Raw genomic sequence first — 15,023 nt, forward strand, 5'->3', positions numbered from 1 at the left:
CTATGACCAGTAATCCAATGCCGCCCGAACGCCTGCTCGAACTCGACGATGTCCAGGTCCATTTCCCGCTCCGCGAAGGCCTGGTAAAGGCCGTCAACGGCGTCTCCTACCATGTCAATAAAGGCGAGGTGCTGGGCATCGTCGGCGAATCCGGCTCCGGCAAATCCATCACCGCCCGCGCCATTATGCGTCTTCTCCCCAAGCGCGCCGTCGCCGCCGGCGGCTCCATTCGCCTCCGCCCGCGCACCGGCGAGGAATTCGAACTCTCCGCCCTCGATCGCAATAGCCGCGCCATCCGTCAGGTGCGCGGCCAGCATATCGGCATGGTGTTTCAGGAGCCGATGACCGCCCTCTCCCCGGTCCATACCATCGGCACCCAGATCATGCGCACGGTGCAGCTTCACAAGGGCCTCAACCGCGCCGATGCCCGCGCCCGCGCTATCGATCTTCTCGCCAAGGTGCAGATGCCGCGTCCGTCCGAAATGGTCGACGCCTATCCCCATCAGCTCTCGGGCGGCATGCGCCAGCGCGCCATGATCGCCCTCGCTATTTCCTGCGACCCGAGCCTCCTCATCGCCGACGAGCCCACCACCGCGCTCGACGTGACCACCGAAGCCCAAATCCTCGAACTCTTGAAACAGCTCCAGTCCGAAATGGGCATGGCGATCATCTTCATCACCCACAATTTCGGGGTGATCGCCGATATCGCCGACCGCGTTTCGGTCATGTATCTCGGCCGCATCGTCGAAACCGCCACGGTCGATGACATCTTCTATGCGCCCAAACACCCCTATACCAAGGCGCTGCTCCGCTCCATTCCGCGCCTCGGCGTCGATCAGGGTCGGCGCCTCCCGACCATTCCCGGCATGGTGCCCGATCCCTTCAGCGTGCCGCCCGGTTGCGCCTTCAATCCGCGCTGCACATACGCCCGGCCCGGCATTTGCGATGTGACGACGCCGCCCGCAAAGCACTTCGGCAATCAAATATCCCGCTGCCACTTTGCCGAAAAGCTCGCCGAGGAGCACGCTCATGTCTGATCAGCCGATCACCAGCCTCACCCTGCCCGACGACGTGCTCTTCTCCGTCCGGGGCCTCAAGAAATACTTCCCCATCCATGCCGGCTGGCTCAAAAAGCATGTCGGCAACGTCAAGGCCATCGACGACGTCTCGCTCGATATCAAGAAGGGCGAAACCTTCGGCCTTGTCGGCGAGTCAGGCTCGGGCAAATCCACCGTCGCCCGCCTCATGCTGCGCGCCTATTCGATCACCGACGGCGAAATCTTCTTCCGCCGTACCAATGGCGACATCGTCGATCTCTCCCGCCTCTCCGACCGCGACATGCGGCCGCTGCGCGCCGAGATGCAGATGATTTTTCAGGACCCCTATTCCTCGCTCAACCCGCGCATGACCCTCCTGGAATTGGTGGGCGAGCCCATGGTCATCCACGGCAATGGCAATCAGGGTGAAATCAAGGACCGCGTGGCCGAACTCCTCAGGGTTGTCGGCCTCCGTCCCGAATTCATCAACCGCTATCCGCACGCCTTTTCCGGCGGCCAGCGCCAGCGCATCGGCATCGCCCGCGCTCTGGCCCTTAACCCGAGCTTCATCGCCGCCGACGAAGCGGTCTCCGCCCTCGACGTGTCGGTCGCCGCCCAAAACATCAATCTCCTGCAAGACCTGCAGGAGCAGTTCGGCCTCACCTATCTCTTCATCACCCACGATCTCGGCATGGTCGAACATATCGCCGACCGCATCGGGGTCATGTATCTCGGCCGCCTGATGGAGGTCGCGCCCACCGAACTCCTGTTCTCCAAACCCCTCCACCCCTATACCGAAGCGCTGATGGCCGCCGTGCCCCAGCCCGATCCGCGCGGCAACCGCACCCGCAAGCGCGTGCCCCTCAAGGGCGAAATCGGCAACGCCGCCAATCCGCCCCCCGGCTGTTCCTTCCATCCGCGCTGTCCCTATGCCCAGGCCAAATGCGCCACCGAAGTACCGGCCCTCCGCACCGTCGCCGACGGACGCCAGGTGCGCTGCCATTTTGCCGAGGAGCTGTCGCTGGTCGGAGCCGTCGCGTGACCGAATTTTCCCTCCTGCCCGACGCAGACCTTGCCGCCCGCTACGCGCCGCAACTCATGCTCGACGCCCACGAGCCCTATAAGCCGCACGCCTTCGGCTACACGATCTTCCGCACCGCCGGCCAATCGCCCTCAAGCAAGTTCGCCATCGAACCCGCCGGCGCCCTGACCGTTGAATATGCCATCTACTATGACTGGGACATCGGCCACCTCTATGACCTCGAACACGTCTGGGTCCACATCGACACAGACGGCCAGATCATCAAGGTGGAAGCCTCTTCCCATGGAGGCCGCAAGCCGATGCAAACAGACGAGGGCCTCCCCGCCCTTGTCGCGAGTGCGCATGAGCTGACGGCTCCTGCGCCTCCCTCCCCCTTGTGGGGAGGGACCGAGGGTGGAGGTATAGCGGGTAACCACCCGACCCACCCCGTCATCTACGCCGAAGCCGGCAAGCACGCCCATTGGGCCAGCCCCGACCATATGACCGAAGCCGATCGGCAAAAGCTGGCTTTTCTCTGCAGCACGCTGGCGGGCATCGAAGGCGTTCACCTCGGCAATCCCTTCGCCAAGCGCGGCGACTATAAACCGACCCCCGAAGACCACCGCCTCGCCCGCCTAAAAATGCAGTCCGACGCCTTCACCCCGAGCCATGTCTATCACCCCCTCGACACGACGCCGCTCCTTCTCCCCTGGCCCGAACTCGAAGCCCTGATCCCCTTTCGCATCACCGCCGCAATGGCCGCGCTCAAAAACACCCAGCCCCATTTCGCCGCCATCTTCCTCGATTGCGGCGATACACTCATCGATGAGCGCACCGAGCAAAAACTCCCGGGATCCGAAGTCGTCGTAAAGGCCGACCTCATCCCCGGCGCCAAAGAGATGATGGACGCCCTAAAAGCCGCCGGTCACAAACTGATCCTCGTCGCCGACGGCCCCCGCCAAACCTTCGTCAACATGCTGACCCATCACGGCCTCTGGGAGCATTTTGACGCCCACATCATTTCCGAAGATGTCGGCGTCCATAAACCCGACCCCGCCATGTTCGACGCTGCGCTCAAAGCCGCCGGCCTCACCCGCGCCGACGCCTCGCGCACCGTCATGGTCGGCAATAATCTCTCGCGCGATATCTGCGGCGCCAATGCATTGGGGATTACCTCCATCTTCATGGCCTGGTCCACCCTGCGCACGCACGAGCCCGCCAACCCATCCGAAGTGGCCGATTATCGCATCAATTCTCCCGCGGAATTGCCCGCGCTCCTCGACCGGCTCGAAGCTCTTATCCAATTCCGCGTGCCGTCACTCTCGACGGCAACAGTCTGCTAACATTAGGCCCACCATGTCCGCCCCTCTGCTAACCATTTCGCGCGGTGATAGCCTCAATGCCTGGGAACTCTCCGCCACCCATGCCGAATACTTCCCCGGCCCCCCTGCGCCGGCCAGCGATCCACAAAACTACAAATATATCAACGGCTTCGTAGACGTCGGCGATCTCCCTTGCCGCACCGCGACCTGGGCGGAAGTCGTCAACCGCACCGTCACCCTCAAAGCCGACTGGGATGTGGACAGTCTCTACCTCCCCGGCTCAAATCGCCGCGTCGAATTCTCCCAGTTCCGCCACCGCCCCACCCGCCTAAGCCGTTGGTGTCGCACACATATTTCCGCCCCGACCGACCGGTACTGCTCCTTCCGCTTGGAAACCCGAGGCGGCATCCACATCTGGGTCGACGGCACCCTCACCGCCCGCTTCGAACCCTTCACCCGCAACAGCACCCAATCGACAATCGTCCATCTCCCCATCAAGGCCAGTGGCAGCGAAGTCATTGTTTTTACTGAAGATATGGCCGAGCGCGACGTCAACTGGTTCTTCGAACTGGTCCTTATCGACGCCGTAGAACTCGACATCTTCCTCCCCGGCGCCGCCCTCGGCCCCAATATCGCCGCCCTCAAATCCCTCGCCGCCCAGGTCCGCACCGCCGAAGAAGTCACCCACGCTAACGGATTGATTTCATTAGCCTTTGATACCCCTGCGACGATAGACGTGGACATCGCGGCGCAGGTCACCGCCACCTCCCACACCCGCGCCCTCCTCCTCGACAAAACCCTCACCCTGCCAGCCGGCGCCACGCAGCTAACCCTCTGTAATTCCAACGATTTACCCGACGGCTACCACACCCTTCTTCTGACCTTCATCGCCGGAGACAGCCGTGTCGAGCGCCATATCGGCTGCGCAGTCCTCCATTCCATCACCCCCACCACCCTGCCCGGCGACCTCGCCGCCCGAAAGCGCCTCGCCCTCCAACATATTGTAAACAATGGCGAATTGCGCATGGGCACCGCCGTCGCTCTCTTCGAAACCGGCCGGGCGGACGACCCCCGCATTCGCCCGATCCTCGAAGAAACCCTCCTCGCCATAGAAGAACGCCGCGACTGCGCCGACTTCGTCTCGGTGCCTCTCCTCTGGTCCTACATCCGCCATGCCGCTGATTTTCCTCAGGATTTACGCGCCCGCGCCGAAAAGTCCCTGCTCGAATTCCGCTATTGGGTCGATGAACCGGGCAATGACGTCATGTGGTTCTGGAGCGAAAACCACGCTCTCTGCTTCCACGTCTCCCAACTCCTCGCCGGCCTAACCTGGCCCGACGCCACCTTCTCCGCGTCCGGCCGAAAAGGCCACGAACAGGCCGCCATCGCCACCGCCCGGCTCCAGCAATGGTTCGATGCCGTCGAGGAAGACGGCCTCGCCGAATGGAACTCCGCCGCCTACTATCCCGTCGATTTCATTGGCCTTCTTGCCCTGGCCGAGCTGGCGCCGGAGCCCATTTCCGCCCGCGCCAAAACCCTCTGCGACCGCGTCTTCACTATGACTGCCCTCCACACGCTCGAAGGCGTCCCGGCCGGCTCCATGGGCCGCGCCTATGACAAAGAACTGCGCGCCGGCCCCCTGACCGAACTCGCCCCCTTCGCCGCTACCGCCTTCGGAAAAGGCTGGTTTAACAACGGCGTAGCCTCCCTCCCCCTCTTCGCCGCCGGCACTTACGAGCCCCCGCAGGACCTCCAGCGCTACGCCGAACCCGATCCCGGCCAAGCCATTCTCGCCAATTACCGGCAAGGCTACGGCCCCGCCGCCCTGCTCTCGCTCTACAAAACCCGGACCGTCCAACTTTCCACCAATGGCGGCGCCCGCGCCGGCGGCTATGGCCACCAACAACACGTCCTGGACCTGCGCTTTGCCAGCCACCCCATGGCCCGCAGCTGGATCAATCATCCGGGCGAAGACGACCCTTGGGGCCAACAGCGCCCCTCCTATTGGGCCGGCAACGGCAACCTGCCCCGCGTCACGCAAGACGGCCCCAGCGCCCTGCTGCTCTATCGCCTCGAAGCCAGCGCTCGCATTGATTTCACACACATTTTCGCCGCCCGGAATGGCGTTGAACACCATCTCCGCGGCGATCGCCTCGTCCTCAGAGCCGGCAAAGCCGTCGCCGCCTACATCGCCACAGGCGAGCTGGAGCCCATCACCAAGGGCCCCGGCAACGGCATCGAATATCGCAACCACGGCCGCATCCAGGGCTGGGCCGTCATCGTCGGCGAGACAGACGATTTCGACGCCTTCACCCGCCATATCGACACCTGCCATCTGACAATGGACAGCGACGGCACCCAACTCACCCTCTCTCGCCCCGACGCCGCAGAGCAAGTCCTCCACTGGGCCTCGTCATCGGAAAAAGACCGCGAAGGCCATGCCTCCGCGGCCCCCGACATTCGCATAGTCCCGATAGCAGGACACTGACATCAGCTCAGCCGCACACCCGTCTGCTGATCGAAAAGCGTAACGCGATCGGGGTCAGCCTCGATCCCCACGGCAGCCCCGACCTCGGCAGCCAGCCGATCGTGCACCACCACCACGATCGGCTGACCGCCCACCTCAACTTGTAGATGTGTCTCGGCTCCCGTCGGCTCGATGTTCAGCACCGAAGCGGCAATCCCGCCCTCGACCAGGCGAATATGTTCGGGCCTGATACCGACCTGCACCTGACGCCCGACATAGGCCCGCGCCTTGCTACCCAGCGGCCAGAGCGTTCCGCCGACATCGCGCAAAACCAAACGCCCGCCCTCCTCGACCACCGTTCCATCGACAAAATTCATGGACGGCGAGCCGATAAATCCCCCCACAAAACTGTTGGACGGATTGTCATAAATCTCCAGCGGCGACCCGATCTGCTCGATCTTTCCTGCCCGCATGACGACGATCCGGTCAGCCATGGTCATGGCCTCCATCTGATCGTGCGTCACATAGATCATCGTCGCCCTGAGCCGGGAATGCAGCGCCTTGATCTCCCCGCGCATCTGCACGCGCAGCTTGGCATCGAGGTTCGACAATGGCTCATCGAACAGAAACACCGCCGGATGCCGCACGATAGCGCGCCCCATGGCCACACGCTGCCGCTGCCCGCCCGAAAGCTGCCTGGGATAGCGATCAAGCAGCGGCTCCAGCGCCAAAATCTCCGCCGCGCGCCGCACCTCGTTCTCGATCTCCTGCTTGCTCTTGCGCGACAATTTCAGCGAAAACGCCATATTGTCCCGCACCGTCATATGCGGATAGAGCGCGTAGCTCTGGAACACCATGGCGATATCGCGCTCCTTCGGCTCAAGCTCATTGACCACGCGCCCACCGATATCGATCTCGCCATCGGTAATGCTCTCGAGCCCCGCAATCATGCGCAAGAGCGTAGACTTCCCGCAGCCCGAAGGCCCGACGAGCACCACAAACTCCCCGTCCCGCGCCGCCACGGAAACCCCGTGCAGCACCTGCAGCGGACCGTAAGCCTTCACCGCATTGCGAATGGTAACACTGGCCATTTCAGGCTCCCTTATCTTCCGCCCATGCCCGCATTGAGGGCGATGGAATTGTAGATGAGCTTTTGCAGCAGAATGGCGAGGAACACGCCCGGCAGCATGGAAAGCGCCGCGCCCGCCATGATGAAATTCCACTGCGTGCCCTGCTGCGTCTGGAAATATGTCAGCCCCACCGGCAGCGTCGCATTGTCCGATCCGGTCATCACGATCAGCGGCCAGAGGAAATTGTTCCACTGCGCAATGAAGGTGAAGAGCGACAATAGCCCGATGGCCGGCATCGAAAGCGGCACGATGATGCTGACGAGGATACGCAGCCGCGACGCCCCATCGATCCGCGCCGCCTCTTCCAGTTCCATCGGAATGGAAAGGAAGAACTGCCGCATCAAAAAGGCCCCAAAAGTGCCAAAGGCCACCGGCAGGATGACGCCCTGGAAGGTGTTGACCATGCCAAGACTATTCACGATCAGGAACAACGGAATGATCAGCATGATCGCCGGCACCATCAGGGTGCCCAGATACGCCATCAACAGCGCATCCCGCCCCGGAAATTTGAGCCGCGCAAAGGCATAGCCCGACAGGCACGAGACGATGACGGTAATGACAGTCACGCTCGAAGCGACAAACATGCTATTGAAGAAGAACCGCCCAAACGGCAACTGCGTCCACGCCTTGGCGAAATTGTCCCATTCGAACACCTGCGGCAGTATGCGCACCGGATAGGCCATGACCTCGGCATTGCTGCGCACGGCATTGGTCACCATCCAGAAGAACGGGAACAGAAACACCAGCGCGACGATGAGCAGGCCGCCATGATTGAGAATGTCGAGCGCCAGAGAAAGCCGCGTACGGGACTTAGTTGTCATAGTGCACCCATTTGCGCTGGAGCCAGAACTGCACGGCGGTGAGCGCCATGATCATGGCAAACATCACCCAGGCGATGGTCGAGGCATAACCCATCTGGAAATTCTGAAAGCCGCGCTGATAGATGGCATAGCCCAGCGTCGCCGTGGCATTGCCCGGCCCGCCACGCGTCATCACGTAAATCTGGTCGAAAACCTGCAGCGAGGTGATCGCCGTCATCACCGTGCCGAAAAACAGCGTCGGCGAAATCAGCGGCAGCCTGATCTTCCAGAACCGCTGCCAGGCATTGGCCCCATCGATCCGCGCCGCCTCGAGATAGCTCTGCGGCACCATATCGAGCGCTGCGTTGAACAGCACCGTATTGTAGCCGACCCCAGCCCAGAGCGAGACGATGATGACAGCCTGCATGGCAAGCGTCTGGTCGGTCAGCATGTTGGGCATGGCAATCGACATCGAGCGCATGACGAAATCGAAGAATCCGCCCGGCGCGAAAATCAGCATCCAGACGATGGCGACAGCGATGCCGGGGGTGAAGGTCGGGAGGAAAAAGACCACCCGGAACCATCGCTGTCCCACCTTGAGGCTGGAGATCCAAACTGCCAGCCCCAATGAAATGACGATGTTCAGCACCAGATATTCGGCGGTGAAGAACAGCGTATTGCGTAGCACCGGCCAGAATTGCGGGTCGGCGGTAAAAAGTCGGACATAGTTGGAAATGCCCACGAATTGCGGCGTGCCGAGCAGCTTCCAGTTGGTAAAACTCAGCACCACCGAAGCGATGATCGGCACCACCAGAAACAGCACCATGCCGATAAGGCCCGGCAGCAGGAAGAAGAAGGCCGTGCGCCCCTCCCGCCGGTCCAGCCGGCTGCCCCAGCGCGAACGCTTCTGGCTGCCGGTCACTTCGGTCACATCATTGATCGCCGTCATGGGCACCTCCCTATCTAGCGTAAGAATGGACCCGGCCGGTTTTGTCGGCCAGCCGGGCTTGGGCGCCTAGAAGGGAAGCTGGTTCTGGATATCGCCAAGCACCGCTTCAGTCGTGGAGTCGCCGTTAAGGGCGAGCGGCATGTACTGGGTGATCAGGTTTTCGAACTCGTTCCAGTATTCGTTGAGGCGGAACGGGGTCGAATGGGCAAACATGTAGTCGAGCACTTCATGCGTGCCGGCGACGTCCTTGGCCGCCACATCATACCAGAACTTCTGCTCGGCGAGGCGACCCGGCAGCGCGCGGCCGGCCGAAGCAAGGATTTCCGCCGCCTTGGGCCCGGTAAGCACCTGTAGCGCCTTATAGGCCTCCTCCTTGTGTGCGCTGGTGGCCGAAATACCCCAGCCGGAGCCCGCGGTAATGAAGCGCGATTCCCCCTCGCCGCGCGGCAACGGCGCGACGCCGATATTGAAATCAACGCTGTCCTTGGTCTGCTGCAACACCCATGGCCCGTCGATATACATGGCCGCGGTACCCGCAGCGAACCGGCCGCTGCCGGTGATGGCGCCGGCGCCCGAGGCAAAGACCGGCGAGGTTTTATCGACTGCCACAAGGTCCACGAACTTGCCCACAGCATCGACATAGCCGGGATTGGTCACGTCGAACTGGTTGGCGTCGTTGAAATATTCCGCCCCAAGCGCCACCGGCCCGGCCACGAAATCGAAGGCCTGCACGGCGTAACCGTAGTTCTCGCCTTCGGTCAGCTTTTGCGCGGCGGCCTTGAAGTCATCAAAGGTCCAGTCGAGCGCCGGCTCCGCAACGCCGGCTTCAGCGAACCGGTCACGGTTGTAGTAGACCATCCACGGGCCGACGTCATAGGGCAGCGCATATTGCGTGCCGTCATGGCCAAGCCCGGCAATGATCGAGGTTTCGAACGCCGACACGTCGAACCCATCCGACGCAAAATGCGCATCGAGCGGTTCGAGAATGGAATAGAAACTCGGCATGCGCATGGACTGCATGGCGACGAGATCACCGATCTGGCCGGACGAAGCCAGCACCGGCAGGCGGGTCCAATAGTCGGTCCAGCCCGAAATCTGCGCGGTGACGGTAATGTTGGGATATTCCTCGGTCACGAGGTCGGCCAGGCTCTTCCAGAGCGCGGCATCCTTTTCATCGCCCCACATTTGCCAGGTCAGGTTCACCTGTTCCTGGGCTTGGGCTGTGGCGATAAAGGCGCTGCTCGCCAGCAAGGCTGCAGCCAGAACGGTCGAAAATTTCACGGTAGTCTCTCCTCAGTAACTACAGGTTGATCGGCTATTTGCTAGGGCTGGTCGGACGGCCTTCTCAGGCCGCGAGTAACACCTCCAGGTCATGGACCATGGCGATGAATTCGGCGCGCTGCCGCCGCCAGGCATCGGCATCGCCGCCCGGCTCCAGCATTTGTGTCATGCGCGAAATGAAGTCCGGCGGCAGGTGTTTCAGCTCGGCCGCCATCGGCAGGTTCCAGCCGTCGCCGGGGTAATAGACGCGGTTGAAGGCAAAGACGACCTGCAGGATCGCATTGGCCAGCTTGCCGCTGAGCCCGACGAGAAACACGAGATCCCGCCGCTCCACCTTGCTTTCGTAGTGATAGTCCTCTGCCCAATAGGCGAGGATTTCACGATATTGCCGCAGCACGGCTGCCCGCAGCGCTTCGGGATAAGAGACCAACTGCGCCTTCCATCCCGCCAGCACCCCATCCGGGTCGGAAACGATCTGCTGGCTCGCGAGATCGGTCGGCAGGTGGTAGCCCCAGATGGTCCATTCAAAGCTCTTGTCGACCGGCGCGCCGTCGATCCAGGCAGCGAGATCCCGATGCACCCCCGCGTAAGAGCGCATCCAGACCCCATCCATGCGAAAGCCCTTTTGCTCCCAATGGCGCATGGTTTCCTCAAACCGGCGCCATTGCGGCGTGCTTTCGATATCCGGCCCGCGATAGGCATGGGCATAGACGCGAAAGTCATAGTCCGACTGCGCATCCGCCCGCCCCTTGCCACGCGATCCGGCAAGGGCAACAGCGCCCCTGCCGTTCTCGGCCAGGTCCGCGATGACAGGCGCCATCGCGGCAATAAGCTCGGCTTCCTGGTTCATGGTACTAACCGGTCTTCTGGTCCGAACCCCGCTCAATCCTTGAGGAACAGTTCGACCACGGGCGAAACCACGTCTGGCTTCAGCACCGGCAGTTCCAGGGTAAGAATGCCATCGCCAACGGCGACACCGATATTGGAGTCGACCTCGGCATCCGGATCGAGCCAGTGCACCTCGCTCGCATCATGCAGGAACTGCGCATACTTCACCTTGCGCCCCAGACCTTCGATATGGACATGGCGGAACGGCCAATTCTGCAGGTGCAGATAGAGACGGTTGCCCTTCTGGGTAAACTTCGTGCCGTTCGGCGCCTTGAACTGAGAGGGCCCAGCGCCGTAGATCGAGCGGGAATTGACGTCCATCCACTCGCCATAAGTTGCGAGCGCGCTATTGGCACGCGCATCGAAAGTGCCGCGCGCCGTTGGCCCGACATTCATCAGCAGGTTGCCACCCAGCGCCACGGTGTCGACGAGGATATTGATGAGCTGGCCGTCATCCTTCCAGGTGCCCTCGTCGCGGTGATAGCCCCAGGAACCAGACAGCGTGTGGCACACTTCCCAGCGCACCGGCTGGCCGTTGATGGTCGGCGCCACGCGCGGCGTATATTGCTCCGGCGTCGCCAGGTCCTTGGGGAAGTTCCCATCGGTCGGCAGGTCGAGCCGGTCCCCAACGATAATGTTGGGTTGTAGCTTGCGCACGAGACCGATCAGCTCTTCGCTTTCCCAGTCATTGCGCCCCTTGCCCGGCATGCCGCGGTGTTCGCGATTGGGGTAGGAGAAGTCGAACCAGATCACCGAAATCTCGCCGAACTGGGTCAGCAGTTCCGTCACCTGGTTGCGCATATATTCGGCATACTGCGTGACATCGCGCGTCTTGTTCATCTCCAGCGCATCAGGATGGTTGCGCAACGGATGGATACCGTCGATCGGGAACTGCGGATGGTGCCAGTCGATCAGCGAATAGTAGAAACCAACCTTGAGACCTTCCGCGCGGAACGCATCGGCATAGGCCTTCAACAGGTCCTTGCCATAGGGCGTATTGGTCGCCTTGTAGTCGGTGAACTTGCTGTCCCAGAGACAGAAGCCTTCATGGTGCTTGGCCGTCAGCACCACATATTTCATTCCCGCTTCGCGCGCCCGGCGCGCCCATTCCTTGGGATCGTAGAGATCGGGATCGAAATTCTCGAAATACTTCCGGTAGTTCTCGGGCGAAATTTCCTCGCGGTGCTGCACCCATTCATGGCGGGCAGCGAGCGCATAGAGCCCGAAGTGAATGAACATGCCAAACCGGTCCTGCGGAAACCAGGCCTTGCCGTCCGTCGCGTCCACAGTACCGCTGGTGATAAGAGCGCTATCCAATTCATCCTCCTTACCGACTTTATCGAACCGGTTCGATCATCATCCTTGAATTATGTCGCCTTGATGTCAACCCCCGCCGCCAGCGCCGCGCAAAAGTAATATTCTCGTTGCGCGAAACGCAGCAAATGCTAGGTATCGCAAGAGAAATGTTAATGAGGAGCGTGCCTCAGCCCTGTGTGCGAGGCATAGAAACGGTTCGAAAAGAAGCCGATGGCAACGATCAGAGATGTCGCCAAAATCGCCGAAGTGTCTGTTTCGACAGTCTCTTTGGCCTTCAGCAGCCCGGGCCGGGTCAGCCCCCGCACGCTTGAAAAAATCCGCGCAGCAGCCTCCGCGGTCGGCTATGTCGCTGACCCACTCGCCCAAAGCCTGGCCCGCGGCCGCAGCCGCATGATCGGCTTCGTCGTCGGCAATGTCGGCAATCCCTTCTTTGGTGACATCCGCCGCGAGCTCGAAAACTACGCGCTCGAGCACGAGCACTTCGTCCTGATCACCGACTCCTCCGGGAAGACCGACAGGGAACGCGATCTCATCGAGCACCTGATCGGTCTCAAGATCGCCGGCCTCGCCCTCGCCCCCTCAAGCTTTGGCCCCGACTACGTCAAGTTCGTGGAATCGATCAAAGTGCCAATGGTTTGCTTTGACCAAAAGGTCGCCGGTATCGAGCGCGACTTCGTCGGCTCCGACAATTTCCTCGCCGGCGCCATGTTGACCGAACACCTGTTGCAGCTCGGCCATCGCCGCATCGCCTTCATCGCCGGTCCGCAGCACATGAACACCGCCTCCGAGCGCTATCGCGGTTTCGTCGAAACCATGGCCAGCGCCGGGGTCGAAGTGAACCCCAACTACGTCGTCGACGGCCAGTTCACCCGCTCGGCCGGCTACGAAGCCGCCATGCGTCTCTTAATTCAACCAGATCGCCCAACGGCTATTCTCGGTGCTAACAATGCGGTAGCATTAGCGGCACTCCAAGCCATGCAAGAGTTAGGCTTTTCGTGCCCCGATGACATCTCGCTGGCCATGATCGACAACGTGCAATGGAGCAGCGTCATCACCCCCCGCATCACCATGGTGGTGCAGGACACGCTGCAACTCGGCAACATCATCGCCCGCCGCCTGCTGCATCGCATCACCGACCCGAACGCCAACAGCGAACCACCGCAAGACTTTGTTCTTGCACCGAAATTCGTCCCTGGAAACTCCTGCCGCCGGCTCTAGTTCATCGCATCGATGGCCTGCCGCTGCTTCAGCATTTCCAGGAAAATCCGATAATCCCGATCAAATTGCCCCCGCGCTACCGCATTAGGCGCCCGCGACATCCCGCCCTGCTGCATGGCCAGACAAGCCTGATCGAGGCTCGGATAAATCCCCGCCGCATTCGCCGCCACCATCGCCATCCCTAGCAAGGTCGCGTCCGGCGTCGACGGCTCCACCACCGTGCAGCCGGTAGCATCGGCGTAAAGCTCCATCAACAAAGGATTTTTTGTGTGGCCGCCGGTGATATGCAGCGTATCGATGGCATAGCCGCGCGTATTCAGCGTCTCCAAAATATGCCGAACACCAAGCGCAATCGAAACGCAAGTCCGCCAATAGAGACGGCAAAGCGAGTCAAAATCACTGTCGAGCGTCAGGCCGGAAATGACACCGAGCGCAAACGGATCGCCCAGCGGCGACCGGTTGCCATGGAAATCCGGCAATATATGCAAGCGGTTAGCAAGCTCAAGCCCCTCAACCACGCGCAATTCCATAACCCTACGACAGATCGCCAGATGCCTCTCGCGCGTCGGCTCGCCCCCTGCCCCGTGCCAACGGATGATGTGATCGAGCAGTGCCCCAGTCGCCGACTGCCCGCCCTCGTTGAGCCAGACGCCGGGCAGGACCGCGCCGAAATATGGCCCCCAGACGCCCGTGGTTGGACGATCTTCGGCCGATAAAGCCATGACACAGCTGGAAGTTCCGGCGATCAGCGCGAGATGGCGGTCGATGGTCTCCACGTCGGGCGCGAAGGCGCCGAGGACGCCTAGCGCACCGGCATGGGCGTCGATGAGGCCGGCGCCGACGTGGCAATTTTGGGTCAGGCCCAGCGCGGTGGCCGCGGCTTCGGTCAGGGGCCCGAGATCGGCGCCTACTGGGCTTGCGACGTCAGGAAGTGCAGCCTTTTCAATGAGATCGCCGAGACCGGCCAGCTCCAGAAAGTCTTGTTGCCAGCCGGGGGTACGGTGGCCGAGATAAGTCCATTTGCAGGTGAGGGTCGATTGCGAACGGGCGAGCGAGCCGGTGGCTTTCCAGGACAAAAAGTCAGCAAGATCAAACATATGGCCGGCGCGGGACCAGCTTTTGGGCAGGTTGCGCTTAAGCCACATGAGTTTTGGCACTTCCATTTCCGGGGACATGACGCCGCCGGCATAATGGAGCACTTCGTGGCCGGTGCGGGTGCATTCATCGGCCTCGTCGAGGGCACGGTGATCGAGCCAAACTATTGTATCCCAACGATCTTCTCCGTCTTTAGAGACGGTGACCGGATCGCCCGCGGCGTCGCGGACGACGAGGGAACAGGTGGCGTCGAAACCGATGCCGACGACGTCGGCGGGGTCAGCTTTCGCTTCGACCATGGCGGTGCGGACGGCGCGGCAGACGGCGGACCAGATGTCTTCGCTGTCGTGCTCGGCAAAGTTGGCGTCGCTGCGCCGCATGAGGATCGGATTTTCGTGTCGCCCCAATAGTTTACCGTCACGAGTGAATACACCGGCCCGGGCGCTGCCGGTTCCTACGTCCACTCCCACCAGGAGGTTTTGCGACACGCCGCTCTCT

The 15,023-nt window shown here is 61.7% G+C and carries 12 protein-coding genes; 5 read left to right on the forward strand and 7 right to left on the reverse strand.

All coding sequences use genetic code 11. The features are described from left to right. The first annotated feature begins 2 nt into the window (after positions 1-2). From ASD83_RS10350 to ASD83_RS10365, 4 genes are read left to right on the forward strand one after another with little or no spacing between them, the layout of a single operon-like run. Entirely contained in the window at positions 3-1,037 is a 1,035-nt protein-coding gene (locus ASD83_RS10350; protein ID WP_244489140.1) for an ABC transporter ATP-binding protein, read from the forward strand. After that, positions 1,030-2,079, forward strand: coding sequence for an ABC transporter ATP-binding protein (locus ASD83_RS10355; protein ID WP_156385915.1), 1,050 nt, complete (start codon positions 1,030-1,032; stop codon positions 2,077-2,079). The genes ASD83_RS10350 and ASD83_RS10355 overlap by 8 nt, the downstream gene beginning before the upstream one ends. After that, positions 2,076-3,401 (forward strand): HAD family hydrolase, encoded by a 1,326-nt coding sequence (locus tag ASD83_RS21175; protein ID WP_200946497.1) that lies wholly within the window; start codon positions 2,076-2,078, stop codon positions 3,399-3,401. Before ASD83_RS10355 ends, ASD83_RS21175 begins: the two co-directional genes overlap by 4 nt. A gap of 13 nt (positions 3,402-3,414) precedes the next feature. Further along, the gene (locus tag ASD83_RS10365) at positions 3,415-5,868 is read left to right on the forward strand and encodes a hypothetical protein (RefSeq protein WP_056310591.1); all 2,454 of its coding nucleotides are present in this window, start codon (positions 3,415-3,417) and stop codon (positions 5,866-5,868) included. A 2-nt stretch (positions 5,869-5,870) separates the two neighbouring features. Here the strand turns inward: ASD83_RS10365 and ASD83_RS10370 are convergent, their stop codons facing one another. The 6 genes from ASD83_RS10370 to ASD83_RS10395 all read right to left on the reverse strand — a co-directional run bounded on the left by ASD83_RS10370 (position 5,871) and on the right by ASD83_RS10395 (position 12,212). Continuing rightward, positions 5,871-6,938 (reverse strand): ABC transporter ATP-binding protein, encoded by a 1,068-nt coding sequence (locus ASD83_RS10370; protein WP_056310593.1) that lies wholly within the window; start codon positions 6,936-6,938, stop codon positions 5,871-5,873. Between the two features lie 11 nt (positions 6,939-6,949). Next, positions 6,950-7,798, reverse strand: a complete 849-nt coding sequence (locus tag ASD83_RS10375; protein ID WP_056310595.1) for a carbohydrate ABC transporter permease — start codon at positions 7,796-7,798, stop codon at positions 6,950-6,952. Further along, positions 7,788-8,732, reverse strand: a complete 945-nt coding sequence (locus ASD83_RS10380) for a carbohydrate ABC transporter permease (protein WP_413813494.1) — start codon at positions 8,730-8,732, stop codon at positions 7,788-7,790. The genes ASD83_RS10375 and ASD83_RS10380 overlap by 11 nt, the downstream gene beginning before the upstream one ends. 60 nt (positions 8,733-8,792) lie before the next feature. Next, complete coding sequence (locus ASD83_RS10385; RefSeq protein WP_056310597.1) at positions 8,793-10,007, reverse strand: ABC transporter substrate-binding protein; 1,215 nt, start codon at positions 10,005-10,007, stop codon at positions 8,793-8,795. Positions 10,008-10,071: 64 nt separating this feature from the next. Next, a complete protein-coding gene (locus tag ASD83_RS10390) occupies positions 10,072-10,857 on the reverse strand; it encodes a DUF4037 domain-containing protein (RefSeq protein ID WP_056310599.1) in 786 nt (261 codons plus the stop codon). A 32-nt stretch (positions 10,858-10,889) separates the two neighbouring features. Next, a complete protein-coding gene (locus ASD83_RS10395) occupies positions 10,890-12,212 on the reverse strand; it encodes an alpha-L-fucosidase (protein ID WP_056310602.1) in 1,323 nt (440 codons plus the stop codon). Between the two features lie 210 nt (positions 12,213-12,422). Here ASD83_RS10395 and ASD83_RS10400 point away from each other — a divergent pair, with 210 nt between their 5' ends. Next, positions 12,423-13,430 carry a LacI family DNA-binding transcriptional regulator gene (locus tag ASD83_RS10400; protein WP_056310604.1) on the forward strand — a complete coding sequence of 336 codons (1,008 nt, stop codon included), beginning with the start codon at positions 12,423-12,425 and terminating at the stop codon, positions 13,428-13,430. On the opposite strand, the gene ASD83_RS10405 is transcribed toward ASD83_RS10400, so the two are convergent. Continuing rightward, positions 13,427-15,013 carry an FGGY-family carbohydrate kinase gene (locus tag ASD83_RS10405; protein WP_056310606.1) on the reverse strand — a complete coding sequence of 529 codons (1,587 nt, stop codon included), beginning with the start codon at positions 15,011-15,013 and terminating at the stop codon, positions 13,427-13,429. The genes ASD83_RS10400 and ASD83_RS10405 overlap by 4 nt on opposite strands. Positions 15,014-15,023 lie beyond the last annotated feature (10 nt).

Source organism: Devosia sp. Root685, from assembly GCF_001427875.1.
Lineage (GTDB): Bacteria > Pseudomonadota > Alphaproteobacteria > Rhizobiales > Devosiaceae > Devosia.

Coding starts and splice junctions, on each gene's coding strand:
- ASD83_RS10370 (WP_056310593.1), bottom strand. CDS start 6,938: ATGGCCAGTGTTACCATTCGCAATGCGGTGAAGGCTTACGGTCCGCTG.
- ASD83_RS10350 (WP_244489140.1), top strand. CDS start 3: ATGACCAGTAATCCAATGCCGCCCGAACGCCTGCTCGAACTCGACGAT.
- ASD83_RS10400 (WP_056310604.1), top strand. CDS start 12,423: ATGGCAACGATCAGAGATGTCGCCAAAATCGCCGAAGTGTCTGTTTCG.
- ASD83_RS10375 (WP_056310595.1), bottom strand. CDS start 7,798: ATGACAACTAAGTCCCGTACGCGGCTTTCTCTGGCGCTCGACATTCTC.
- ASD83_RS10390 (WP_056310599.1), bottom strand. CDS start 10,857: ATGAACCAGGAAGCCGAGCTTATTGCCGCGATGGCGCCTGTCATCGCG.
- ASD83_RS10355 (WP_156385915.1), top strand. CDS start 1,030: ATGTCTGATCAGCCGATCACCAGCCTCACCCTGCCCGACGACGTGCTC.
- ASD83_RS10365 (WP_056310591.1), top strand. CDS start 3,415: ATGTCCGCCCCTCTGCTAACCATTTCGCGCGGTGATAGCCTCAATGCC.